Origin of the sequence: Paenarthrobacter nicotinovorans (assembly GCF_021919345.1) — a bacterium.
GTDB classification, from domain to species: Bacteria; Actinomycetota; Actinomycetes; order Actinomycetales; family Micrococcaceae; genus Arthrobacter; species Arthrobacter nicotinovorans.
On the sequence record NZ_CP089293.1, the window covers coordinates 3,350,585 to 3,374,267 of the forward strand.

A 23,683-nucleotide genomic window follows, 5' to 3' on the forward strand; every position below is an offset into this window, starting at 1 on the left:
GAGGCCCTGTGACAGCCCTGTCAATGGCTCAGCCGGACCACACCCGGGCCGTCACTAATGCGCGACATAATTTGAAACAAAAATTGATGCCCCAGGCAGCGGCCCGGGGCATCAATTTTATGTCAAGTGGCCTTGAGAGGCTCCCCCAATGTTTAGTTCGGCCACCACCCGATGCTGGTGGTGTTCGTCTTGGTAGTGGTGGTGCTGTTCGGCCACCAGCCGATTGCCGTGCTGTCCTGCGAAGGCTCGGCATTAGCCGGAGCAGCGAAGCCCGTTACTGCCAGAACTGCCGCCATGAGCAGGGTTGCCGCAAATTTTTTCATCCGCTATGCCCTTTCGTACTGATGCGAATTGTTGACTGTGACTTGAATAAAGTCACGGGGCAAACTATACGAGCTTTTCTCCGGCAATGACATGGATAATGGGCACATGAATAGTCCCCACCTCGCCTCGCACCTCGTGGCCGGTCTCACGGCCCGTGCCAAATGGAAGGAACGGGATTTCGACGAGGCCTTCAGGCTTGCGGGTGAAGCCGCGGAGCTGGCCTCGGACGCCGGGGACGACCATTCCTGGTGGGACATGCGCTATTTGCAGGCCGAATGCCTCCGTGACCAGGGACGGATCGAGGAATACCTTCAACTGGCCACAGAGCTGAAGGACCACAGCTTCACAGCCACTTCCCCGGAGCTCGGCGCGAAAGCGGGAACTATGGTGGCCGTGGCATACCAAGGACTGGGCCGGCTCGCGGAGGCTGCCACCACCGCAGCCGATGCCGCGAAACTCGCGTCCTTGGACTCCGATTTGCTGTACGTGCAGATCCTGGCCCAGCGTGCGCTTATTGCAGCCCTGGCAGAAAGCCGGCTCCTGGATGACGCCTGGCGCGAATGCCTTGTCCTGGAAACGTTGATCACCGACGACATTGACGAAGACACCGCGGGCAAAGGCTATTGGGTCATCGGAAACGTAGCGTTCCTGGCCGACCGGGTGGCCGATGGCGGCAGATATCACGACCTTGCCGCGGAACGGCTTTCGCCGTCGAAAGACGTCGATCTGTGGGCACGCTTCAACCGCGCCTCGGCGGAAATGCGGCTCCAGGCCAAGCTCGACGACGCCGCCACCTTGCGCTGCATCGAACGGGCCGAGCTCGCCACCGATATTGTAGGCGGCTCAGAGCGGGACCACCTGGAAATGTCACTGGTCCGCGCCCACTGGAATTTCCTCAACGGCCAAATGAAGGAAGCCCTGGCCATCCTTGAGCCGTTGAGTGCCCGCTCGTCCATCTTGGCCACCCAAACCGCGGCCGAAGCGCACTTCCTCCTGGCCCGCGCCCTATTGGACTCCGGCCGGACGGACGACGGCCTGGCAGCATGCGAAGTCGCAGCAAAGCTTTTTGACCAAGCAGCACTGCCCGAGCGTAGTGCGGCGGTTCGCGACTACTTGCAGAAGACTGTTGAACTGCAGGACGGGCCCCGCAAGGTTTAGTTGTGGCCGAGGCAAGCATGTATTCCGGGAACGATCCCCGCTTGGAGCTGCTCCTCGAAGGCATCGTCCGGCTCGCTGCAGGAGACCTGAGCACCCGGGTGAAGGTCTCCGAAGCGCGCGATGAGATCGACGCCGTCATCATGGGCACGAACCTCCTTGCCGAAGACCTGCAGATTGTTTACGAGGAGCTGGAACAGCGGGTGCAGGCCCGTACCCAGCAGCTCAACGAAGCCCACCTCGCAATGCGCCGCATGGCCATGACCGATCCCTTGACCGGCCTTCACAACCGTTCGGCCTTTGCCGCCGCGCTCAACGAAGTACAGGCCGGGGAGGCAGACGGCAAGAAGAGGGCGGCCATCCTGCTGCTGGACATGGACGGTTTCAAAGCCATCAACGACTCCCTGGGCCACACCATCGGCGACAAAGTCCTGGAAACCGTAGCCGGGAGGATCAGCGGGGCGGTCCGGGAACAGGACATGGTGGCACGGATGGGTGGTGACGAATTCGCGGTTCTGATCCCTGGGGTAAGCCCCAGCGAAGCCGCCGCCATCGGCAACCGCATCCTCGCCGCCGTCGTAGAGGTCATGGAGATCGAAGGCCAGCACCTACGGTGCGGTGCCAGCATGGGCCTGCGCATGGCCGACCCCGGCCAGCGCGCGGAGGAACTCATGATGGAGGCGGACATCGCCATGTACGAGTCCAAATCCGACGGCCGTGGACGGCTGAAGATCTTCGAACCGGCCATGTTGCACGCGCGGCAGATGCGCAACCAACTGATCGGCGAACTCAAGGAGGCAATCGCCGGTTCCCAGCTGGTGCTCCACTACCAGCCCATCGTCAGGCTGGACACCCGGGAAATCGAAGGCGTGGAGGCCCTGGTCCGTTGGAACCACCCCACCCGTGGACTCATCATGCCCGATGAGTTCATCCCCATCGCCGAAGAAACGGGAATGATCTCCGATCTGGGCGGCTGGGTGCTCCGCACCGCCGTCGAACAATTGAAGCAATGGCGAACCGACCCCCTGACCCGACGCCACCGCTTCAGCATGCGCATCAACGTTTCGGCGGCGGATCTGCAGCGGCTGGAGTTCGTGGAAGACGTGCGGGAGGCGCTTGCTGAGGCAGACCTGGACCCCTCGCTCCTGGTGCTGGAGCTGACCGAGAGCGCCGTCATCCAGGGAAACGACCTGGATCGATACACCCTCAACAGCCTGCGCCGTTTGGGGGTGGGGCTGGAGATCGATGACTTCGGCACGGGCTATTCGTCCATCAGCTACCTGCGGCAGTTGCCCGTCGACACCGTGAAAGTGGACCGGACACTCCTGTCAGCACTGGGCAGCGATCCTTCCCAGCCTGCCCTCCTGGCAGCGGTATTGCAGCTGATCCGGGCATGCGGGCTGAGTGCCGTCTGGGAAGGCATCGAAACCGCGGAGCAGGCCGAGTACTTGTTGGGCATTGGCTGCACCAGCGGACAGGGCTACTACTTCAGCAGGCCGTTGGCCGAGGCACAGCTGACCGAGCAGCTGAAGCACCACAACACGTGGCCGGTCAGCTGACGCTGCGGGTCCACGGGCGGTGCCGGTTGCGCCACTCCGAGTCCAGGATTGCGTAGATGTTCTCCGTAGCCCACTGGCCCTTGTAGTGCCAGTTGTCCACCAAGGTTGCCTCCAAACGCATCCCGAGCCGCTGGCAGATCCCCGCCGAGCCTTCGTTGAGGGCATCGAGCTTGGCGTCCACGCGGTGGAAGGACAACTGCTCGAACGCCAGGCGCAGGACGGCTTCGGCTGCTTCCGTGGCGTATCCGTGGCCACGGGCATCCGGGTGCAGGATCCAGCCAAGCTCGCCCTGCCCGGTGCCTTCCAGCCATTTCAGCACGACCTCGCCTACCAGGCCCGGCTGGTCCTGGCGCTCAATGGCCAGGCACACCCAATCCCCTTCCTGGTTGAACTCGAAGTTGGCGTAGCGGCCCAGGACCTCCATGGACTTGGTCTTGGTGAGTTCGTGGCGGAACAGAAAGCGGGCTGTTTCGGGGAGGGCCTGGTATTCGTGGAAGCGTTCAAGGTCTTCCACACCGAAACGGCGCAGGATCAGGCGGTCGGTGACAATCGGGAGCTCAATTTCGGGCATGCACATGAGGCTACTAGGCCGGGACGAATAGTGGCCCAGTCTTGACACGTGGCGCGATCTGGGATTACCTAATGAACATTCGGTAAATAAAGCTGGAGGCAATGACGCATGGTTGAAACAACCCTCTCCGGTGCATCGCACCACATCCTGACGAACGACTACGCGTCCGAATGGATGGGTATCGAGGTCCTCAAGCTCGACGACGGCCACGCCACGATCCGCATGCACCTCCGGCAGGAGATGCTCAACGGATTCGGCATGGCCCACGGCGGAATGATCTTTGCCTTCGGCGACACCGCCTTCGCACTGGCCTGCAACCCGGCCAACCCGACACCCGAGGAGGCGGCCTCCATCACGGTGGCCTCCGGCGTCGACATCAATTTCATCAAGCCGGCCTACCAGGGCCAGGTGATTACCGCCGTCGCAAACCGCCGCGCAAGCACGGGACGCAGCGGACTGTACGACATCCAGATCTTCGCGGCCTCCCCCGACGCCGCACCGGACACGCCATCCGATGCAGAAACCGGCGAACTCATTGCTGAGTTCCGTGGCCGCAGCCGTACCATCTCCAAGAAGTAGGAAACCCCATGACGCAGAACACCGTGGCCGCACCCACCGCCAACATGTCCGAAGCCGGTTCTCCCGTGCTGGACCGTGAAGAGACCATCTCCCGCGACGAACTCGAGGCACTCCAGCTCACCCGCCTCCAGCACACGGTGGCCTACGCCTACGATCGCGTTCCCCTGTACAAGCGCAAGTTCGATGAAGCCGGCGTGCACCCGTCGGACCTCCGCGAACTGAGCGACCTTGGCAAGTTCCCGTACACCACCAAGGAAGACCTCCGCCTGGAGTACCCGTTCGGCATGTTCGCCGTCCCGCAGGACCAGGTGGCACGCATCCACGCCAGCTCCGGCACCACCGGACGGCCAACCGTCGTGGGCTACACCAAGAACGACCTCGCCAACTGGGCAACACTGGTGGCCCGGTCCTTCCGCGCCTCCGGCGTCCGCCCCGGCATGAAAGTCCACAATGCCTACGGCTACGGCCTCTTCACCGGCGGCCTCGGCGCGCACGCCGGGGCCGAAGCGCTCGGCTGCACCGTCATCCCCATGTCAGGCGGCCAGACAGAACGCCAGATCCAGCTCATCCAGGACTTCAAGCCGGACGCCATCCTGGCCACACCCACCTACCTGCTCACCATCGCCGACGCCATGGCGCACATGGGAATCGATCCCACGTCCACCTCCCTCAAATACGCAGTGCTCGGCGCAGAGCCGTGGACAGAGGAAATGCGGCACGAACTCGAAGTCACCATGAACATCAAAGCCTCGGACATTTACGGGCTCTCCGAAGTCATGGGTCCGGGAGTTGCGGGTGAAGCGGTTGAAACGCAGGACGGCTGCCACATCTGGGAAGACCACTTCCGCCCCGAAATCATCGACCCGTTCGATCACTCCACGGTCCTGGGCGACGGCGAACCGGGCGAACTCGTTTTCACCTCGTTGACCAAGGAAGCGCTGCCGATCATCCGGTACCGCACCAAGGACCTCACCCGCCTGCTGCCCGGCACCGCACGTCCCGCGCACCGCCGCATGGGCCGCATCACCGGCCGCAGCGACGACATGATCATCCTCCGTGGCGTGAACCTCTTCCCGTCGCAGATCGAAGAAATCGCACTCCGAATCCCCGAACTCAGCCCGCACTTCCAGCTTGAGATCACCCGCCCCGAGGGCAAGCGCATGGACTCACTGACCGTGAAGATTGAGCGGCGCGAAAACGTCACCGTTGATGCCGGCACGACGGCGGCCCACACCTTGCGTGAGCAGATCAAGATTCACGTCGGGTCATCTTGCGTAGTCGACGTTGTGGAGCCGGGCTCGCTTGAGCGGTCCAACGGCAAGCTCCGCCGGATCTACGACATGCGGCCCAAGGGCTGAGCGCCTTCCCCGGTTGAGATCGTGAGAAAATGCCAGCATGCCTACTGAGACCACCACCAAGCGCGGACGGCCCGGTTATGACCAGCAGTCGGTGCTCCGCATCGCCGTCGACGTCTTCAACCGCCACGGGTACGACGCCACGTCCATGGGCATCCTGGCCGAGAACCTCGGGATCTCCAAGTCAGCCATCTACCACCACGTGCCGTCCAAGGGCGATCTGCTGAAGCTCGCCCTGGACCACGCACTGGGTGGTCTTGAGGCCATCCTGGAGGAGCCCTCAGCAACGTCCGGACCTGCTGATGCGCGGCTCGAGTTCGTGCTGCGGCAGACCATCGCGGTGCTGGTGGACCGCTTGCCGTTTGTGACCCTGCTGCTGCGTTTGCGCGGAAACACGGAGATCGAACGGGACGCACTGGAACGCCGGCGCGCATTCGACCACAAGGTGGCTGAGTTGATTTCCGCCGCCCGCGAGGACGGCTCCCTGCGCCAGGACATCGACCCCCGGACGGTCACACGGCTCCTGTTCGGCACCATCAACTCGATCGTGGAATGGTACAAGCCCGGCGGTTCCCTGTCCCCTGAGAAGCTCGCGGACGACGTCATCACCATGGCCTTCGACGGACTCCACACCGCAGCCTGACCCTCCCGCACATCCCGCGTGCTTGATGCCGACGCTCCATCACACCCCACGTGTTTGATGCCAACGCTCCATCACACCCCCCGTGCTTGATGCCGACGCTCCATCACACCCCCCGTGCTTGATGCCAACGCTCCATCACACCCCCCGTGTTTGATGCCAACGCTCCATCACACCCCACGCCCTCCAGGCTGCCACCTTCCCCAAAGGTGGGCGTGGCATGCGCGCCAGGTGCCGTCGTCGTGCAATGCCCATAGACGCGCAGGCACAAAACGAAACGCCATCCCACGATGTGAGAAGGCGTTTCGTTCGTGAGCAAGCGTCAGCACCAAACCCTAGGAACGTGAGGAAGGGTTACCACCAAACCCAAGGAACGTGAGCAAGCAACACCACCAAACCCTAGGAACGTGAGGAAGGGTTACCACCAAACCCAAGGAACGTGAAGCAACACCACCAAACCCAAGGAACGTGAAGCAACACCACCAAACCCTAGGAACGTGAGCAAGCGACACCACCAAACACGCGGGATTTGAGCAAGCGTCACCACCAAACCCAAGGAACGTGAGCGTCGGCATCAAACACGGGGGGTGTGAGCAAGCGTCACCACCAAACACGCGGGATGTGAGCAAGCGTCACGACCAAACCCAAGGAACGTGAGGAAGGGTTACTTCTCCACGAGGGTCAGGACGTCGTAGGTGGCCACGATCTCGTCGTTCTGGTTGGTCAGGACGGCGTCCCACGCCACCTCGCCGTATTCGTCCGTTTCACGCGGGGTGATCTTCTTGGCCGTCAGTGTGACGCGGATGGAGTCGCCGGCTGCGACCGGGGTGATGAAGCGCAGGTTCTCCAGGCCGTAGTTGGCCAGCACGGGCCCCGGCGCGGGCTCCACGAACAGCCCCGCGGCCCAGCTCAGCAGCAAGTAGCCGTGGGCCACGATGCCCGGGAAGAAGGGGTTGGCTTCGGCGGCTTCCTGGTTGGTGTGCGCGTAGAAGGTGTCGCCCGTGGAGTTCGCGAAGGCGGTGATGTCTTCAAGCCTGACCTCGCGCAGTTCCGAACGGACGGCGTCACCAATGCGGAGGGTCGAAAGGTGCTTCCGGAACGGGTGCTCGCCTTCTGTTTCCACAGTGAAGCTGCGGTCGGCGCCGGTGTGCCACTGGCCAGTGACCGCGGTGAGCATGTTCGGCGAACCTTGGATGGCCGTGCGCTGCATGTGGTGCAGGACGGAACGGATGCCACCCAGTTCCTCGCCACCGCCGGCGCGGCCCGGACCGCCGTGGACCAAATGGGGCACCGGCGAGCCGTGTCCGGTGGAGGATCGTGCGTCTTCGCGGTTGAGCATGTGCACGCGGCCGTGGTGGGCTGCGATTCCTGTCACCAGTTCGCGGGCGACAGCGGGATCGTTGGTGCACACGGAAGCCACCAGCGAGCCTGAGCCGCGGGCTGCCAGGCGGATGGCATCGGCAAGGTCGGAGTACCCGAGCACGGAAGAAACCGGCCCGAAGGCTTCCAGGGAGTGGACTTCTTCGGCTTCGGCGTCTGCCCAGCTGAGGAGCACGGGCGACATGAACGCGCCGTCCTCCACAACTCCTACGGTGCCTCCAACGGAGGTGACCGACGGCGAATCGAGGGATCCGTACGCAAGTTCACCTCCGGCGTCGAGCATTGACTGCACGGCCGCGCGGACGTCGGCGAGCTGTTCGAGGGAAGCCAGGGCGCCCATGGTGACGCCCTCGGCGCGCGGGTCGCCGAGTACGACTCGTTCGTTGATGCGGGCTCCGACGGCGGCCGCGACGTCAGCGGTCAACTCCTGGGGAACGATGATGCGGCGGATGGCAGTGCACTTCTGGCCGGCCTTGACGGTCATCTCGGTGACGACGGCTTTGACGAAGGCATCGAATTCAGGGGTCCCGGGAACGGCGTCGGGGCCAAGGATTGCTGCGTTGAGCGAGTCGGTCTCGGAGGTGAAGCGGACCCCGCCCTGCACCACGTTCCGATGGGATTTGAGGGAGTTGGCGGTGGATGCCGAGCCCGTGAAGGAAACGAGGTCGCGGTAGTCGAGTTCGTCCAGGATGGTCCGGGCAGACCCGGAGATCAGCTGCAGGGAACCGGCCGGGAGGATGCCGGACTCGACGATTGCCTTGACGGCGTCAGCGGCCACATAGCCGGTGGGCGTGGCGGGCTTCACGATGGTGGGAACGCCGGCCAGGAACGCCGGGGCGAACTTTTCCAGCATGCCCCAGACGGGGAAGTTGAAGGCGTTGATCTGAACTGCGACGCCCGGAATGCGGGTGTAGATGTGCTCACCGGCAAACGAGCCGTCCTTGGAGAGCACCTCCATGGGGCCGTCGACAATGACCTGCGAGTTCGGGAGTTCGCGGCGGCCCTTGGAACCGAAGGTGAAGAGGACGCCGATGCCGCCGTCGATGTCGATCATGTTGTCGATCTTGGTGGCGCCGCTCTGCGAGGACGACGCGTACAGCTCTTCACGGCGCCCGTTGAGGTACATGGCAAGCTCTTTGAGCTTGAGGGCGCGCTGGTGGAACGTCAGCTTCCCGAGTTCGGCCTGGCCGGTGGTCCGCGCGAAATGCACGACGGCGGCCAGGTCCAGGCCGTCGGTGCTCACGTTCGCCAGGATTTCTCCGGTGCTGGCGTCGCGAACAGGAACCTTCTTGGCATCGGGGGCCGGGGTCCACCAGGCATCCTGGACGTAGCTGGGGACGGTGGCAACGGCTGTGGTTTCCGGGGCGACTGCGGTAGTGGTCATCGTCGACGGGTCCTTCCAAGGCACAGGAAATCGGCACGGTCAGATGACTGAAGCCAACATTACTGACCGGCCGTTCGGTAATATATACAGGGTACATGAATCCCCCGGCGAGTACAGCAGTTGTTTTTCAAGCGGAGAAGCCCGCCCCGGCTCCCACCTTGGCCCGGACCGTGCCCAGCTCCTCCGGAGAAAGCCCGTTGTCCGTGAGGAATCCGGCAACATCAAGCGAAGCCAGGAAGCTCCGCAAAGCCGCCAGGCGTTCAGCCAACATGGCCTCGAGCTGCTCGTCGGGAAGATACGGATCATGTGCGTGGGGCGCCCCATGGGTCCGGTGCCGCTCATTGATCCCGCGGGCAGCAAGCTCATACCCGGCAAGGATTTCCTGATCGTCCATCCCCGCGAGCCGCTGCAGCATCAGGGCGATCATTCCGCTCCGGTCCCTCCCGGCAGAACAGTGCACCACCACTTTGCCCGGTGAGGCAGCGATGGCTTTGAAGACGGCGGCGACCTTCTCCCCGAACAGCTGCAGATAGTCGCCGTACTGGGCTGGATCCCTCAGGTACGGGCCGAACAGCTCACTGAATTGGCTGTGGTCCGGGTCTTCCGTGGGGCAATGGACGACGTCGATGCGCGCCTTCACATCGTCCGGCACCTCAGGATCCGTGTCGCGTTGCCGCCGCTCGCGCGAGGCGCGGAGATCGATCACGGTGCGGACGCCGTCGTCGTACATTTGCTGCCAACCGTCCCCGGTGACCCATTCGTGGCGACCCATCCGGTACACGTCGCCGGCGATCTTCCAGGCGTTGACAGCGCCATCCCAGTGGACACTTTGGTGCGTTGAAGAAGTCCCGTCCATAGCAGCCAGCTAAGCACATCGACGGGCCGGAAGGGACCGCCTGCGCGCCGAGGGGTGAGCTCTCGGGACTAACTGCGCGCCGAGGGGTGAGCTCTCGGGACCAACCGCGGGCGCTTACCGCCGAAAGCTCACCCCTCGGCGCCGTACTTGGCCAGCCGGTACTCGAGACCGTTACGCACAGCCGGCCACTCGTGCTCAAGGATGGAGAACACCACTGTGTCGCGAAGCACGCCGTCCTTGGTGCGGGAGTGGTTCCGGAGAACCCCGTCCTGCTTGGCGCCGAGCCGGGCAATGGCTTCACGGGACTGGTGGTTCAGCCAGTGCGTGCGGAATTCCACGGCCGGGCAGCCCAGGGTCTCAAAGGCGTGCCGCAGCAGCAGCAGCTTGGAATCCGGGTTGGTTCCTGTACCGTGCGCCGACGCCGCGTTCCAGGTGGAACCGATCTCCACGCGAGGGGTCGCGGCGTCGATGTTCATGTAAGTGGTCATGCCGATCAGTTTGCCCGTGGCTTTGGAGCGCGTGGCGAACGGCAGCATGGAGCCGGCCTCCTGCAAGGAAAGGCGACGCTCGATGTCCGCAGCCATGCCCTCCGGCGTCGGAACGGAGGTGTACCAAAGCTTCCACAGATCTCCGTCGCGGGCCGCATCCACCAGGCCATCGTGGTGTTCCTGGCTCAACGGCTCAAGTGTCACGAACTTGCCGGTCAGGGTAATGGGTTCAATGAAAGTCACCCGGATAGCCTAACCGGACCCAGCGCTTAGTCGTTCCAGTCGAAGAAGCCCTTGCCCGTTTTACGGCCCAGCTCTCCCCGCGCCACTTTGTCCCGCAGGATCTGTGGCGGAGCAAAACGGTCTCCCAGCGTGGACTGCAGGTACTCGGCAATGCCAAGCCGCACGTCCAACCCGACAATGTCCGTAGTCTTCAGCGGGCCCGTGGGGTGCTTGTAGCCGAGAACCATCGCGGCATCGATGTCCTCCGCGGACGCCACGCCCTCTTCCACCATGCGCATCGCTTCCAGGGCTATGGCCACCCCCAGCCGTGAGGATGCAAAGCCCGGAGCGTCATTGACGACGACGGCAGTCTTGCCGAGTGCCTCCGTCCAGCTTTTTGCCGCTTCAGCGAGTTCGGGAGACGTCTCCTTGGCCAGCACCACCTCGATGAGGGTGGATGCGGGAACAGGGTTGAAGAAGTGCAGCCCGACGAAGTTTGCAGGCCGGCGAAGTTCGTTGGCGAGTCCTGTGACAGACAGCGACGACGTGTTGGAGGCCAGGAAAGCATCGGCAGACAGGTGGTCCTCCACGGCCTTGAGCGCCGTGACCTTGAGGTCGTAGTCCTCTGGGACGGCTTCCACCACCAGGCCGCAGTGGACGAAGGATTCGTAGTCCGTGGAGGTACTGAAGCGCGACATTGCCTCGTCGGTTGTTTCAGTGAGGGTGCCACGCGCTGCGGATTTGGCCACGGCGTCGGCTACCCGGGAGTGCGCACCGGCTGCAGCCTCATGGTCGCGTTCCACCACAATGACCGTGGCACCTTTGGTGAGGAAGGCGTGCGCGATGCCGGCGCCCATCCGGCCTCCGCCGAGGACACCTACGACGTGCGGGATTGCGGATACTGTGGTCATTTCTGCGTCCTGTCCTGCGTGGAAGCGTCGGAGTCTTGCGAAGCTTTGGCCGACTTCTTGTCGAGGAATGCCTGCATGCGGTCGAACTTCGCCTGGGACTCAAAGAGGATCCCCTGGGCGAGGGTGTCGATCACGGGATGGGCCTCCGCCGGCGCGTGGAACACCGATTTGGTGATGCGCACGGCCATCGGATCCTGGCGGGCGATCCGGTCTGCCAGGGCATGGGCCGCATCCATCAGCTCGGGAGCTTCGTAGATCCCGGTAATGAGGTTGATCCGCAGCGCCTCTTCAGCCCGCAGTACCGCCCCGGCCAGGAGGATCTCCTTGGCTTTCGGTTCCCCGACGAGTTCCTTGAGACGCCAGGTGGCGCCGGCAGCGGCCATGATGCCCAATCCGGTTTCCGGGTTGCCGATGCGCACGCTCGGGGTGCCGATCCGGAAATCGGCAGCGTAAGCCAACTCAGCGCCGCCGCCCAGGCAGTAACCATCCAACGCCGCGATGACGGGCATGGGCAGCTTGGCGATGCGGACAAAGATCGTGGAGTTGATGCCCTGCAAAGCGTCGTCCCGGCGCCGCTCACGCAACTGGCCGATATCGGCACCGGAGGCGAACACGCCGTCGGTACCGGCAATGATCAGTATTCTGGGGTTCCGCTCCAGCTCGGCACACACGGCATGAAGCTCGTCCACCATTTTCTGGTCGATCGCGTTGCGGACCTCGGGGCGGTTCAGCAGAACGGTCAGGCGGTCGTCGCGTTCTTCGAGCAGGAGCGTAGTGAAGTCTTCAGGATTCAGTGCCATTACACGCCTTCCAGCAGCATTGCCGTGCCTTGGCCCACGCCGATGCACATGGTGGCCAGGCCGAGTTTCGGTCCCGTCGCCGAGGCCAATTCGCGTTCCATCCGGCCCAGCAGTGTGATGGCGATCCTTGAGCCGCTGGAACCGAGGGGGTGTCCCAAACTGATGGCACCGCCGTCGTTGTTGACGATTTCAGGGTCAAGTCCAAGGCGACGCATGCTGGCGAGGGACTGGGTGGCGAAAGCCTCGTTGAGTTCCACGGCACCGAGCTGGTCGACGCTGAGCCCGGTGCGGGCCAGCACCTTTTGGGTGGCAGGGACGGGACCGATGCCCATGATCTCGGGCTCGCAGCCGGCTGAGGCGCCGTCGATGATGCGGGCGCGTGGTGTGAGGCCGAACTTCTTGATGGCGGCTTCGGAGGCGACGATGATGGCCGAAGCGCCGTCGTTGAGGGAGGAGGAGTTCCCGGCGGTGACCACGGATCCACCGGGAACCACGGGGCGCAATCCGGCAAGGACGTCCATGGTGGTTCCTTCCCGGGGGCCTTCGTCCGTGTCCACCACGGTCTCGGACTTCCGCGTTTTCACGGTGACGGGAACGATCTCATCTTTGAACCGTCCGCCGGCGATGGCTGCCAGCGCACGCTCGTGCGACCGAACGGCAAACGCGTCGGCGTCTTCGCGGGAGATATTGTCCACACGGCCGACTTCCTCGGCAGTTTCCGGCATTGAGTAGGTCATCTTGCCGTCGCGCGACAGCTCGCCCTTGGTGAAGAGCGGGTTGGCGAAGCGCCAGCCGATGGAGGTATCAAAAATCTGGCCAGGCTTGGCGAAGGCCGTGGTCGGCTTCTCCTGGACCCACGGCGCACGGCTCATGGACTCGACGCCGCCGGCAACCACGATGTCCGCGGCACCGGATTTGATCATCTGACTGGCCATGATGATGGCGCTCAATCCGGAAGCGCAGAGCCGGTTGACCGTAATGCCCGGGATGTGGAGGGGAAGCCCGGCAAGGAGGGTTGCCATTCGGGCAACATTGCGGTTTTCCTCCCCGGCGCCGTTGGCGTTGCCGAGGATCACCTCATCAATCGAGTCAGGGTCGACGCCGGCACGCGCCACAGCTTCCCGGACCACCAATGCGGCGAGATCATCGGGTCGGACTGAGGACAGCGCCCCACCATAGCGACCCACAGGCGTCCGTGCGCCGCCAACAAGAAAAGCCTCGACCATGAGAACATCCTTCGCGAAAGTGAAAGGGACCGGCCTCGAATAATATACCGACCGTTCGTTCTATAAAGATTACACGGCCCAGCGGGAGGGTCAACAGATGAAGCTGCCCGCCGGACCGCATCCCACCCCGCTCAGACCACCCGGATTCCGAGATGACCGGCCAACAACGGCGCCATCAAGCTCAACTGGTAATCGTCGATAACCGCCCCCGCCAGCCCGGCCAAACCATTGATTCCCCGAAACTCCGATGTCCGCAGATCCACGTCCTTGAGCTTGGCGCCCGTCACATCAAGGGTTCCGATGGTGCAGTTCTTCAACGCCACCCGCGTTCCCGTGCATCCACCGAGATCGAGTTCGTTGATGATGCAATCGGAGATCTGGACATCCATGAGCTTGGAACCACGGAGATTCACGTAGTCCAGCTTGCCGCCGTCGATTCGGACCGAGCGCCAGTTGCCCTCATAAAGTTCGGCCGAACCCCATCGGGGATTGGTGATCTCGACATCCTGCCAGGACGTACGCGCAGCCATGAACACGGGCGCGTACGGCTCAGCCAGGATGCACTCACGGAACGTCGCTCCCCGCAGTTGTGCCTCGTTGAAGGACACACCGTTGAATTCACACTCAATGAAATCCGCGCCGCTCAGTTCCTCCCCGTCCGCCGAGACCCGGGTGAGCCGGACGCCGTCGTACCGTTCGCCGCGCTGGAACTCCGGGGCGTCGTCGTCGCGCAGTTCATCCAACCGCACCGGGGAGATCTTGGGGGCCGCCACCTTCGCAGCCGCCATCAGAGCGCCTCCGCTTTTCTTGCAATCGCCGCTGGAGCGGTGGTCCCGGTGTCCGGCGGAAGATCCGGCAAGCCGGCCCGGGCCCGCTCCGGTCCGGCGTTGATATGCTGCGTCAAAGTGGTGGCTGGTTCCATGCTTCGAGCCTATCCCCGGGCGCCGACAAAACCGTCCCCGGGGGTCAGCAACCCTGCCAAACCACCGCCGGCGCTGGAAACCACACCGAAAGGCCACCCCATGGTCACCATCGATTTGAGCGGACAGAGCAAAGCAGCGGGAGGCTCAGTGTCCCTCAAGGGATACCTGGCCGAGCCCCCGGGCGAGGGTCCGTTTCCCGGGGTGGTGATGATCCACGAAGCCTTTGGATTGGATGATGTGATGCGTCGCCAGGCTGACCGGCTGGCGACGGCGGGCTACCTGACGCTCGCGGTGGATCTGTACAGCGACGGCGGTGCAAGGCGCTGCCTCGTCGCCACCATGCGCTCTATGCTCTCGGGCGAGGGCCGGGCTTTCACCGATGTGGCCACCGCCAAAGAGTGGTTGCGCAACGATGACAGGTGCACCGGCAAGGTGGGCGTCATCGGCTTCTGCATGGGCGGCGCTTTCGCGTTACTCGCCGCAAACGATGGTTTTGACGCCGCGGCCGTGAACTACGGCCAACTCCCGCGGGACCTGCATAACGCCCTCCAAGGCGCGTGTCCGGTGGTTGCCAATTACGGCGGCAAGGACCGCACCCTGCCCGGAGCTGCCGCCAAGCTGGATCAGGCCCTCAACAGCCTCGGCATTGAGCATGACGTCAAGGAATTTCCGACGGCGGGCCACGCCTTCATGAACGACGCCCCGGTAGGACCGAAGCTGCTCCGCCCCCTGACGCGGGTCATGGGCATCAAACCCGATCCAGCCTCCGCCCCGGAAGCATGGCGGCGCATCGAAAAGCATTTCGCGAAGCACCTGGCAGGCTGACCCGGGCAAAAGCTGACCCGGGCAAAAGCTGATTCGGGCAAAAGCGGGCCGAAACGACGGCGGGCGCCCCTTCCGGTGAACCAATCACTGGAGGGGGCGCCCGTCGTCGAGCCTCTGTCAGCTCATAAGCGTCAGCTGAAAAGCTCGCTCTTCGGCTGGTTGTTCTTGACCTTCTGCCAGCCGATCCACAGCACCAGGGCGAAGAACGGAATGGTGGCAAGGGTCCACAGGCCCAGCAGGAAGACCTCGCCTGTTGCCTTGTCGGTCATGGTGTCGAAACCGATCAGCACAGTGATGGCAAGCAGGGCGACCAAACCCAGCCAGCTGGTCCACGGCGAACCGGGCATGGGGAGGCTGGAGACCTTGCCATGCTTCTTACGAAGCGCGATCTGGCTGGCGAAGATGGAACCCCACGTGAAGATCACGCCGATGGAGGCCGTGTTCAGTGCGAGGTCGAAGGCGTGCGAGCCACCCAGCCAGATGTTGAGCAGGATGCCAACGAGGTACACGCCGCCGATCGCGAGGATGGCCGCGTACGGCACATGGCGGGTGGACATCTTGGTGAGCCACTGCGGGGCGTGGCCATTGTTGGCCATGGTGCGGAAGATACGGCCGATCGAGTAGAGACCGGAGTTGCAGGAGGACAGCGCGGCGGTGATGACGATCATGTTCATGACATCGCCCATCCAGCCAAGTCCCATCTGGCCGAACACGGTAACGAACGGCGAGGTGCCGGCGACGTACTGGTCGGACGGCAGCAGCATGGCAAGCAGCGTCACCGAACCGACGTAGAAGACAACGATGCGGAATACGACGGCGCGGATCGCCTTGGGAACTTCGCGTTCCGGGTTCTCCATCTCACCTGCGGTGATGCCGACGAGTTCAATGGCGTTGTAAGCGAAGATCACGGCGTTGAGGACCAGGATCATCACCAGGCCGCCCTTGGGGAACATGCCGCCGTCTTCGTGGAAGAGGTTGGCAACAGACGCATGGCCCTCGCCCACCTTGGCGTTGGTGACAACCATGAACGTGCCAACGGCCAGGAAGATCACGATTGCTGCGACCTTGAGGCAGGATGCCCAGAATTCGAACTCGCCGAACGCCTTGACGCTGAACAGGTTCACAGCCACCAACAGCACCAATGCGGCAATGGCGGACAGTTCAATAGGAACGTTGGGGAAGAAGAACTGGAAGTACAGTCCGATCGCGATGAGTTCGGCAATGCCCGTCATGGCCCAGTTGATGAAGTACATCCAACCGGAGAGGAAGGCGCCCTTCTTGCCGAACATTTCGCCGGCGTAGCTCACGAAGGAGCCCGACGTCTGGCGGTACATGATGAGCTCACCGAGTGCGCGCATCAGCAGGTAGGCGATGACGCCGGCGATGGCGTAGGAGAAGATGAGGGCCGGGCCCGTGGAGGCCAGGCGGCCACCGGCACCCATGAAGAGGCCGACGCCGATGGCGCCACCCATGGCGATCATGGTGACGTGGCGGCGGCTCAGGGTCTTTTTGTATCCCTCGGCGCTGAGGGTAGAGCCTGCGGCTGTGGATGAGGCCTTGGGGCTCTGGAGATCTGTGGGAGTACTTTGCGGCACAGCTGTTCCTTGTGGGTTGGGGTATTGCTGTAGGGGTTTCGCCCAGTGCCGGGACACGGGCGGCTTTGGCACACATAATTCGAGCTTTCCCGCTTTGAGGATCCCGAAGTGTGACAAAGAACGCAGAACGCCGAAGCTTCGCGCAACCCGTCTATCTTACGGGATTAACCGGAATGCCCGTGACGCAGGCAACAGCACCCCTTTCTCCGGAAGCCACGCGGGGTCGGATATGGCCCATATTTATCCGCTGGATGGGCCATCTCCGACCCCGGATTTCGGTTCTCCAATGGATTGCCTAAATAAAACTTTTCGGTATGCCTAAATTTCGCTATCCTCGTAGTGAGTACCCCCAACGATGAGGAACCCCAATGGCTGCACCCACCCTGGAAACACGTGCCACCCCCGGCAAAGTATGGTCCCGGCTCCTGCTCCTGGGACCTGCCTTCGTTGCTGCGATCGCCTACGTGGATCCGGGAAACGTCGCAGCCAACCTCACGGCCGGTGCCAACTACGGCTACCTGCTGGTCTGGGTCCTGGTTGTAGCGAACGCCATGGCAGTCCTGGTCCAGTACCAGTCAGCCAAACTCGGCCTCGCCACAGGAATGAGCCTCCCTGAGATTCTTGGCAAGCGGCTCGGCAACAAGCGCCGGCGCCTCTATTGGCTGCAAGCTGAAGTTGTTGCCGGAGCCACGGATATGGCGGAAGTCATCGGTGGAGCCGTGGCCTTGAACCTGCTGTTCGGAATTCCGCTGCTTGCCGGTGGCGTGATCGTCGGCATCGCCTCCATGCTGCTTTTGGCCTTGCAGTCGCGGCGGGGCCAGCGCTCCTTCGAGTACGCCATCCTGGTTCTCCTGGGGATCATCGCCGTGGGCTTCGTGTCCGGGCTGTTCGTCAATCCCCCGGATGCAGGGAGCGCCCTTGGCGGGCTGGTTCCGCGTTTTGAAGGTACGGACACCATCCTTCTGGCAGCGAGCATGCTGGGCGCCACCGTGATGCCCCACGCGATCTACCTCCACTCGGCCCTTGCCCGCGACCGGCACGGCTTCTCCCCGGACCCCGCCATCCGGACAAAGCTGATCCGCGCCACCCGCACGGACGTCGTCGGCGCCCTGCTCCTGGCCGGGGTCGTCAACATCTCCATGCTCCTTCTTGCCGCCTCCAGCCTGCGCGGCATAGAAGGCACGGACACCATCGCCGGCGCCCACGCCGCGGTGACGTCCGCCCTGGGCCCGGCCATCGGCGTGATCTTTGCCATCGGCCTGCTGGCATCCGGACTGGCGTCCACATCGGTTGGTTGCTATGCCGGCGCGACCATCATGGGCGGTCTCCTCAAAGTCCGCATTCCCCTGCTCACCCGCCGCGTCATCACCCTGATCCCCGCCCTGATCGTGCTGGGGGCCGGCATTGAGCCGACACTCGCCCTGGTGCTGAGCCAGGTGTTGCTCAGCTTCGGTATTCCTTTCGCTTTGATTCCCCTGATCCGGCTCACCGGCAAGAAGGATGTCATGGGCCTCCACACCGACGGCATGCCGCTGAAGATCGCGGGTTGGACAAGTGCCGTGCTGATCGTCGGTTTGAACTGTGTCCTCATCACGCTCACCCTCACAGGGCAGTCCTGATATCCGGCCTGGCCTGATCCGGAGCATCAGGCAGCAAAGCTAGGCTGGAACCATGGGCACTCTTCATACCAAGGCATCTTTGTACAGATTCACTGCCCTGGATGCCTTGGCCGTAGCCGTCTATCTCGGGTTCACCGTCTACTTCACGGTCAGCGGGGAAGCAGTCGAACGGCTGATGCTTCAGCTGTTTCCCGACCCGGCCACAGCGTCCTATGCCGTCAACGCGGTCTTCTATGCCGGCGTCGGAATATTTGCCGCGGCGTCAGCCTGGCGTGTGGCGGGACGTGACCTGAAGATCCTGGGGACGCGTCCGTGGTTCACCTTGGGCATGATTCCCCTCGCGATCGTGGTGATGCTTATCCTGACGGCTCTGCTCGTCGCCGCGTTCGGGACTGCCCAAAGCTCCGAGAACCAACTGGGTATCCAGGGATTGCTGCAGCACGTTCCGGCCTGGTTGATGGTGCCCCTGCTGGTGGTTCTGGGGCCGTTTGTTGAGGAGTACCTATTCCGCCATCTCCTGATCGGCAAGTTGTCGCAGCATGTGAACATCTGGATCTGCTGCGTGATCTCCGTGGTGGTTTTCGCGTCCATCCATGTGGTGGGCCGCGAAGGACTGGTGCTTTCAGCCTTGGCGCCCTATCTGGGAATGGCCGCGGTGCTGGTGGCCGTCTATGTCTGGACAGGCAAGAACCTGATGTTTTCCTACTTCGTGCACGCGGCCAAGAACCTCATGGCCGTCGTGCTGATCTACGCGGTCCCGCCCGAGCTCCTGTCCAACTAAGGGACAGCAAATCTCTACGCGCACTGTCCCCCGCTCGGGTAACCCGGACGGAAGTTGACCGCATTGCGCTACCCAGCCACCCGCCGTCGGAATAGCTTGGTGGGCATGACACTCAACATCCAGGTAGCCGTCGACTGCAGGAAGCCCCACGAACTCGCCGATTGGTGGGCCGAGACCCTCGAATGGACCGTGGAACCCCAGGACGAGGCGTTCATCCGGTCCATGATCGAGCAGGGATTCGCCACCGAAGACCAGACCATCACCCACAACGGCAAACTCGTCTGGGCCGAAGGCTGTGCGATCGTGCCCGCCGAAGACACCGATCCCAAAACAGGCCGCCGTATCCTCTTCCAGACCGATCCCAACCCCAAGACCGTCAAGAACCGGGTGCACTGGGACGTCCGCCTGGACGGCCGGGACAAGGACGTCGTGCGCAAGGAGCTGGAAGCCCGCGGCGCCAAACACCTCTGGACCGCCCGCCAGGGACCCCAGGAATGGCACACCATGGCCGACCCCGAAGGCAACGAGTTCTGCATCAGCTAAGGCCATTACTAGACTCGGACTGTGAACAACGATCTCCCTGCCAAGGTTTCCGACATCTTTGACCCCTCGCGCTGGCGCACGGTTTCGGGTTTCGACGACTTCAAGGACATGACTTACCACCGGCAGGTCGAACGGTCCGCGGACGGCACGGTCAAGGATCTCCCCACAGTCCGTATCGCGTTCAACCGTCCCGAGGTCCGCAACGCCTTCCGTCCCGGCACCGTCGATGAGCTCTACCGGGCCATGGACCACGCCCGGATGACTCCGGACGTCGCCACCGTGCTGCTCACCGGCAACGGGCCGTCCGAAAAGGACGGCGGACATTCGTTCTGTTCCGGTGGCGACCAGCGGATCCGTGGCCGCGACGGATACAGGTACGCAGTAGAAGACGCCCCAGGAGACTCTGCTGAATTTATAGACCCCGCCCGTGCAGGCCGCCTCCACATCCTGGAAGTCCAGCGGCTCATGCGGACCATGCCCAAGGTGGTCATCGCCGTCGTCAACGGCTGGGCGGCCGGCGGCGGGCACTCCCTGCACGTGGTCAGCGACCTCACCATCGCCTCCCGCCAACACGGCAAGTTCAAGCAGACGGACGCCACGGTAGGAAGTTTCGACGCCGGATACGGCTCTGCGCTGCTGGCGCGCCAGATCGGGCAGAAAGCCGCGCGGGAAATCTTCTTCCTCGCCCGCGAATACTCCGCCGAGGACATGGTCCGGATGGGTGCCGTCAACGAGGCCGTGGACCACGAACGCCTCGAAGAAGTCGCCCTCGAGTACGCCGCCGACATCGCCCGGCAATCCCCGCAGGCCATCCGCATGCTCAAATTCGCGTTCAACCTGGCCGACGACGGACTGGCCGGGCAGCAGGTCTTCGCGGGCGAAGCCACCCGCCTGGCGTACATGACGGACGAGGCTGTGGAAGGCAAGGAAGCGTTCCTCCAAAAGCGGGATCCCGACTGGTCCAGCTTCCCCTACTACTTCTAGGACTCCTCCGTGAACGTCGATCCTGTCCTCAAAGCCCTGATGGCTGCCCTCCACGGTGAGGGTCCCGCCGTCGAAATCGTCTTGGATGAAAACGGCGAACCCCGGGCGGTGCCGGTGGAGACCGGCGTCGAGGATGCCGCAGTGGTGGTCCGCACCTCCGGTTCCACGGGAACACCCAAGGCAACTGTCCTGACCGTCGATGCCCTCGCGGCGTCGTCGGTGGCGACCGCCATGGCACTGCGCGGCGAAGGCCAGTGGCTGCTCGCGCTGCCCCTGCAGTACGTGGCCGGCGTGCAGGTGCTGGTCCGCTCCCTTTATGCGGGAACCCGGCCGTGGGTGATGGACCAGACCAACGGCTTCACTCCGGAGGCCTTCACCGCCGCAGCCGAGGAACTGACGGACAAGATCCGGTTCACCTCCCTGGTGCCGACGCAGCTGCAACGGCTCCTGGACTCCACCGCGCCCGAAACCCTCGCCGTACTGCGCCGCTTCAACGCCATCCTGCTGGGCGGCGCACCGGCGTCGCCCGACCTCCTGGCAGCCGCCCAGGCCGCGGGCCTGAAGGTGGTCACCACCTACGGTTCCGCCGAAACGTGCGGCGGGTGCGTGTACGACGGCGAGCCGCTGGACGGCGTCGAAATCCGGATCGGCGACGGCGACCTGGAAGGCCGGGTCCTGCTGGGCGGCGACACGGTGGCCGCGGGTTACCTGGATGCTGCCCGCGCGTCAAAGGCTGCGTTCTTCGAAGAGGACGGTACGCGCTGGTACGTCACCGGCGACCTTGGTGAACTGTCCCCGGAAGGCAAACTCACCGTGCTGGGACGCGCCGACGACGTCATCATCACCGGGGGCGTCAAGGCCTCCGCCACGTATATCCAGAGCAAGCTGGAAGAGCTCGACGGCGTCACCGCGGCTTTCGTCGCAGGCGTCCCCTCGCGGGAATGGGGCCAGGCTGTTGCGGCCTACGTGGCCGTCGAGGATCCCAGCCCTGACGGAATCAAGGGTTTCACGGCCCGGCGGGAAGCCGCCCTGGGCGTCCTGGCCCCGAAAACAGTGTTGGCCGACAAGGAATTGCTGATGCTGCCGAACGGAAAACCGGACAGGCTGGCCATGATTGAACAGCTTTCCAATCTGCATCAGGGACAATAGACAAGTTCTTCCCCCCAACTGAGATCAAACGCGAAACACACGAGGTACTACACGTGGCGACAGCTGCACAATGGATCCAAGGAGCCCGGCTCCGCACCCTGCCCGCGGCAATAGCGCCGGTCCTGATCGGTTCGGCAGCGGCGTACGAGCTCCATGCTTTCCGGCTGCCGAACGCGATCCTCGCGGCGCTTGTCGCGCTTCTGCTGCAGATCGGCGTCAACTACGCCAACGACTACTCCGACGGCATCCGCGGAACCGATGAGGACCGGGTCGGCCCGCTGCGCTTGGTGGGTTCCGGCGCAGCGAAGCCGGAACAGGTGAAGTGGGCGGCCTTCGCCCTTTTCGGCGCTGCCATGCTGTGCGGCCTCATCCTGGTGATCATTACCCAAACGTGGTGGCTCATCCTGGTGGGCATCGGTTGCGTCCTGGCAGCGTGGGGTTACACGGGCGGCAAGAACCCCTACGGCTACATGGGCCTGGGTGATGTATTCGTGTTTGTGTTCTTCGGACTGGTGGCCACCCTGGGTACCACCTACACGCAGGCCGGCCAGGTGAGCCTGGCCGCAGTCATCGGCGCAATAGGTACCGGCCTCATCGCCTGCGCCTTGCTCATGGCCAACAACGTACGGGACATCCCCACGGATACCGCGGCCGGGAAGCGGACCTTGGCAGTCCGCCTGGGTGACCGTCATGCCCGCGAAAGCTACGTGCTGATGCTGGCCGTGTCCATCCTGCTGGTGATCGTCCTGGCGCCCACGAAGCCCTGGATGTTGATCGTGCTCCTGCTGATCCCCGCCTGCCTCATGCCTGCATGGCTGATGGTCAACGGCAAGAAGCGCAAGAGCCTCATCCCGGTGCTCAAGCAGACCGGCCTGATCAACCTCGGCTACAGCCTGTTGTTCTCGCTCGGGCTCATTCTGAGCCGCGGCTTCTAGGCTCCACAAAAAGCGAACGCCCCCGGCAATGTGCTGAGGGGCGTTCGCTGTTTCAATTCTTAGGCCGCGCCGGGGCGCTTGTCGTTATTGACGGCAATGTCCGGGTTCTTCTCCACCAGGCTGTCCTCAGCTTCGGCGTCTTCAACCTCGCCGGCGGTGCGGATGGGCTTGGCGCGCCCGGAGAAACGCTCGCGCATCGCCGCCGTGGCTTCGTCGCGCTGCTTCTGGAAGAACAGGTAGCTGATGGCGAAGGCCATGAGCCCTGCGAAGATGGCCGCAGGCAGCAGACCCACCTGCAAAAGGGCGAAGATGATGAACAACGGCACGAACAGCGCCAGGCGGATGAGGGAATACTTCAGGAAAGCCACCATCCAAGTTTAGCCGCCCGAATGGTTGCACTCTGGTCACGGCCCAAAGAGGGCGTCCAGCGAACGGCTTCCGGGCACTAGACTTGATGCATGCTCCGCGTTATAGGCGTCGTCGTCGTTCTTGTTGTCTTCGTCTATGCCCTGGTGGATGTCATACGCACTGACCGGCACCAGACCCGCGGCATTTCGAAGACCGCGTGGATCATCGTGATGATCGTCCTGCCGTTGCTGGGTGCCGTTCTGTGGTTCATTTTCGGCCGTCCCTACAACAAGCCCACGGCCACCCCCGTAAGGCGCCACCCCACCGCACCGGACGACGACCCCGAGTTCCTCCGCAACCTGGAGACCCGCCGTCGCAACCAAGCCGAAGAGGACCGCCTGAAGAAGCTCAAGGCGGATCTCGAAGCCAAGGAACGCAAACTCCGGGACACGTCATCAGGCACGGACGATGCCCACCGCGGTGAGCCGGATACGCATGATACCGACGAGCTGAAGTAGGCAAACATGGCCC

At 63.5% G+C, this 23,683-nt stretch carries 25 protein-coding genes; 13 read left to right on the forward strand and 12 right to left on the reverse strand.

What is annotated here, in order from left to right; all coding sequences use genetic code 11:
- Positions 1-152: 152 nt before the first annotated feature.
- Complete coding sequence (locus JMY29_RS15530) at positions 153-323, reverse strand: hypothetical protein (RefSeq protein ID WP_162239598.1); 171 nt, start codon at positions 321-323, stop codon at positions 153-155.
- 106 nt (positions 324-429) lie between these two features.
- On the opposite strand from JMY29_RS15530, the gene JMY29_RS15535 reads away from it, so the two are divergent.
- Together JMY29_RS15535 and JMY29_RS15540 are read left to right on the forward strand one after the other, a co-directional pair.
- Positions 430-1,482, forward strand: a complete 1,053-nt coding sequence (locus JMY29_RS15535) for a hypothetical protein (protein WP_018776941.1) — start codon at positions 430-432, stop codon at positions 1,480-1,482.
- 17 nt (positions 1,483-1,499) lie between these two features.
- Positions 1,500-3,038 (forward strand): putative bifunctional diguanylate cyclase/phosphodiesterase, encoded by a 1,539-nt coding sequence (locus JMY29_RS15540; RefSeq protein ID WP_233461341.1) that lies wholly within the window; start codon positions 1,500-1,502, stop codon positions 3,036-3,038.
- Here the strand turns inward: JMY29_RS15540 and JMY29_RS15545 are convergent.
- The gene (locus JMY29_RS15545; RefSeq protein ID WP_018776943.1) at positions 3,031-3,609 is read right to left on the reverse strand and encodes a GNAT family N-acetyltransferase; all 579 of its coding nucleotides are present in this window, start codon (positions 3,607-3,609) and stop codon (positions 3,031-3,033) included. The two genes, JMY29_RS15540 and JMY29_RS15545, sit on opposite strands and share 8 nt — an antisense overlap.
- Before the next feature lie 108 nt (positions 3,610-3,717).
- Here JMY29_RS15545 and JMY29_RS15550 point away from each other — a divergent pair, with 108 nt between their 5' ends.
- Genes JMY29_RS15550 through JMY29_RS15560 form a run of 3 tightly spaced genes read left to right on the forward strand, consistent with a single transcriptional unit; the run spans position 3,718 to position 6,186 of the window.
- Complete coding sequence (locus JMY29_RS15550) at positions 3,718-4,188, forward strand: hotdog fold thioesterase (RefSeq protein WP_189075375.1); 471 nt, start codon at positions 3,718-3,720, stop codon at positions 4,186-4,188.
- An 8-nt stretch (positions 4,189-4,196) separates the two neighbouring features.
- A complete protein-coding gene (gene paaK, locus JMY29_RS15555; RefSeq protein WP_039242731.1) occupies positions 4,197-5,546 on the forward strand; it encodes a phenylacetate--CoA ligase PaaK in 1,350 nt (449 codons plus the stop codon).
- Between the two features lie 37 nt (positions 5,547-5,583).
- Positions 5,584-6,186 (forward strand): TetR/AcrR family transcriptional regulator, encoded by a 603-nt coding sequence (locus JMY29_RS15560; RefSeq protein ID WP_018776946.1) that lies wholly within the window; start codon positions 5,584-5,586, stop codon positions 6,184-6,186.
- 661 nt (positions 6,187-6,847) lie between these two features.
- Here JMY29_RS15560 and paaZ read toward each other — a convergent pair.
- From paaZ to JMY29_RS20895, 8 genes are all read right to left on the reverse strand, one after another.
- The gene (gene paaZ / locus JMY29_RS15565) at positions 6,848-8,947 is read right to left on the reverse strand and encodes a phenylacetic acid degradation bifunctional protein PaaZ (RefSeq protein ID WP_189075376.1); all 2,100 of its coding nucleotides are present in this window, start codon (positions 8,945-8,947) and stop codon (positions 6,848-6,850) included.
- Between the two features lie 127 nt (positions 8,948-9,074).
- Positions 9,075-9,803 (reverse strand): tyrosine-protein phosphatase, encoded by a 729-nt coding sequence (locus JMY29_RS15570; RefSeq protein ID WP_189075377.1) that lies wholly within the window; start codon positions 9,801-9,803, stop codon positions 9,075-9,077.
- A gap of 128 nt (positions 9,804-9,931) precedes the next feature.
- Positions 9,932-10,534, reverse strand: a complete 603-nt coding sequence (locus JMY29_RS15575) for a GNAT family N-acetyltransferase (RefSeq protein WP_039242759.1) — start codon at positions 10,532-10,534, stop codon at positions 9,932-9,934.
- Positions 10,535-10,560: 26 nt separating this feature from the next.
- A complete protein-coding gene (locus tag JMY29_RS15580) occupies positions 10,561-11,424 on the reverse strand; it encodes a 3-hydroxyacyl-CoA dehydrogenase family protein (protein WP_039242760.1) in 864 nt (287 codons plus the stop codon).
- Positions 11,421-12,224, reverse strand: a complete 804-nt coding sequence (locus JMY29_RS15585) for an enoyl-CoA hydratase/isomerase family protein (protein ID WP_039242761.1) — start codon at positions 12,222-12,224, stop codon at positions 11,421-11,423. Before JMY29_RS15585 ends, JMY29_RS15580 begins: the two co-directional genes overlap by 4 nt.
- On the reverse strand, positions 12,224-13,450 hold the full coding sequence (locus JMY29_RS15590; RefSeq protein WP_064721445.1) for a thiolase family protein: 1,227 nt from the start codon (positions 13,448-13,450) through the stop codon (positions 12,224-12,226). The genes JMY29_RS15585 and JMY29_RS15590 overlap by 1 nt, the downstream gene beginning before the upstream one ends.
- Positions 13,451-13,581: 131 nt before the next feature.
- Entirely contained in the window at positions 13,582-14,238 is a 657-nt protein-coding gene (locus JMY29_RS15595; protein WP_189075378.1) for a pentapeptide repeat-containing protein, read from the reverse strand.
- Positions 14,238-14,372, reverse strand: a complete 135-nt coding sequence (locus JMY29_RS20895) for a hypothetical protein (protein WP_267912540.1) — start codon at positions 14,370-14,372, stop codon at positions 14,238-14,240. The genes JMY29_RS15595 and JMY29_RS20895 overlap by 1 nt, the downstream gene beginning before the upstream one ends.
- A 100-nt stretch (positions 14,373-14,472) precedes the next feature.
- Here JMY29_RS20895 and JMY29_RS15600 point away from each other — a divergent pair, with 100 nt between their 5' ends.
- Entirely contained in the window at positions 14,473-15,198 is a 726-nt protein-coding gene (locus JMY29_RS15600) for a dienelactone hydrolase family protein (RefSeq protein WP_189075379.1), read from the forward strand.
- 131 nt (positions 15,199-15,329) lie between these two features.
- Here JMY29_RS15600 and JMY29_RS15605 read toward each other — a convergent pair whose 3' ends face one another.
- Positions 15,330-16,793, reverse strand: coding sequence for an amino acid permease (locus JMY29_RS15605; protein WP_189075380.1), 1,464 nt, complete (start codon positions 16,791-16,793; stop codon positions 15,330-15,332).
- A gap of 368 nt (positions 16,794-17,161) precedes the next feature.
- Between JMY29_RS15605 and JMY29_RS15610 the strand changes: the two genes are divergently transcribed.
- The 6 genes from JMY29_RS15610 to JMY29_RS15635 all read left to right on the forward strand — a co-directional run bounded on the left by JMY29_RS15610 (position 17,162) and on the right by JMY29_RS15635 (position 22,804).
- A complete protein-coding gene (locus JMY29_RS15610) occupies positions 17,162-18,412 on the forward strand; it encodes an Nramp family divalent metal transporter (protein ID WP_189075381.1) in 1,251 nt (416 codons plus the stop codon).
- Positions 18,413-18,464: 52 nt separating this feature from the next.
- A complete protein-coding gene (locus tag JMY29_RS15615; protein ID WP_064721441.1) occupies positions 18,465-19,193 on the forward strand; it encodes a CPBP family intramembrane glutamic endopeptidase in 729 nt (242 codons plus the stop codon).
- Between the two features lie 105 nt (positions 19,194-19,298).
- The gene (locus JMY29_RS15620; RefSeq protein WP_026267050.1) at positions 19,299-19,736 is read left to right on the forward strand and encodes a VOC family protein; all 438 of its coding nucleotides are present in this window, start codon (positions 19,299-19,301) and stop codon (positions 19,734-19,736) included.
- A 21-nt stretch (positions 19,737-19,757) separates the two neighbouring features.
- The gene (locus JMY29_RS15625) at positions 19,758-20,720 is read left to right on the forward strand and encodes a 1,4-dihydroxy-2-naphthoyl-CoA synthase (RefSeq protein ID WP_018776960.1); all 963 of its coding nucleotides are present in this window, start codon (positions 19,758-19,760) and stop codon (positions 20,718-20,720) included.
- A 9-nt stretch (positions 20,721-20,729) separates the two neighbouring features.
- Entirely contained in the window at positions 20,730-21,869 is a 1,140-nt protein-coding gene (locus JMY29_RS15630; protein ID WP_189075382.1) for an AMP-binding protein, read from the forward strand.
- Positions 21,870-21,922: 53 nt separating this feature from the next.
- Positions 21,923-22,804, forward strand: coding sequence for a 1,4-dihydroxy-2-naphthoate polyprenyltransferase (locus JMY29_RS15635; protein WP_018776962.1), 882 nt, complete (start codon positions 21,923-21,925; stop codon positions 22,802-22,804).
- A gap of 59 nt (positions 22,805-22,863) precedes the next feature.
- On the opposite strand, the gene JMY29_RS15640 is transcribed toward JMY29_RS15635, so the two are convergent.
- Positions 22,864-23,175: a DUF4229 domain-containing protein gene (locus tag JMY29_RS15640; RefSeq protein ID WP_018776963.1), complete on the reverse strand. Its 312-nt coding sequence runs from the start codon at positions 23,173-23,175 to the stop codon at positions 22,864-22,866.
- Positions 23,176-23,262: 87 nt separating this feature from the next.
- On the opposite strand from JMY29_RS15640, the gene JMY29_RS15645 reads away from it, so the two are divergent.
- Positions 23,263-23,670 carry a PLD nuclease N-terminal domain-containing protein gene (locus tag JMY29_RS15645; RefSeq protein WP_079580933.1) on the forward strand — a complete coding sequence of 136 codons (408 nt, stop codon included), beginning with the start codon at positions 23,263-23,265 and terminating at the stop codon, positions 23,668-23,670.
- Positions 23,671-23,683: the final 13 nt, after the last annotated feature.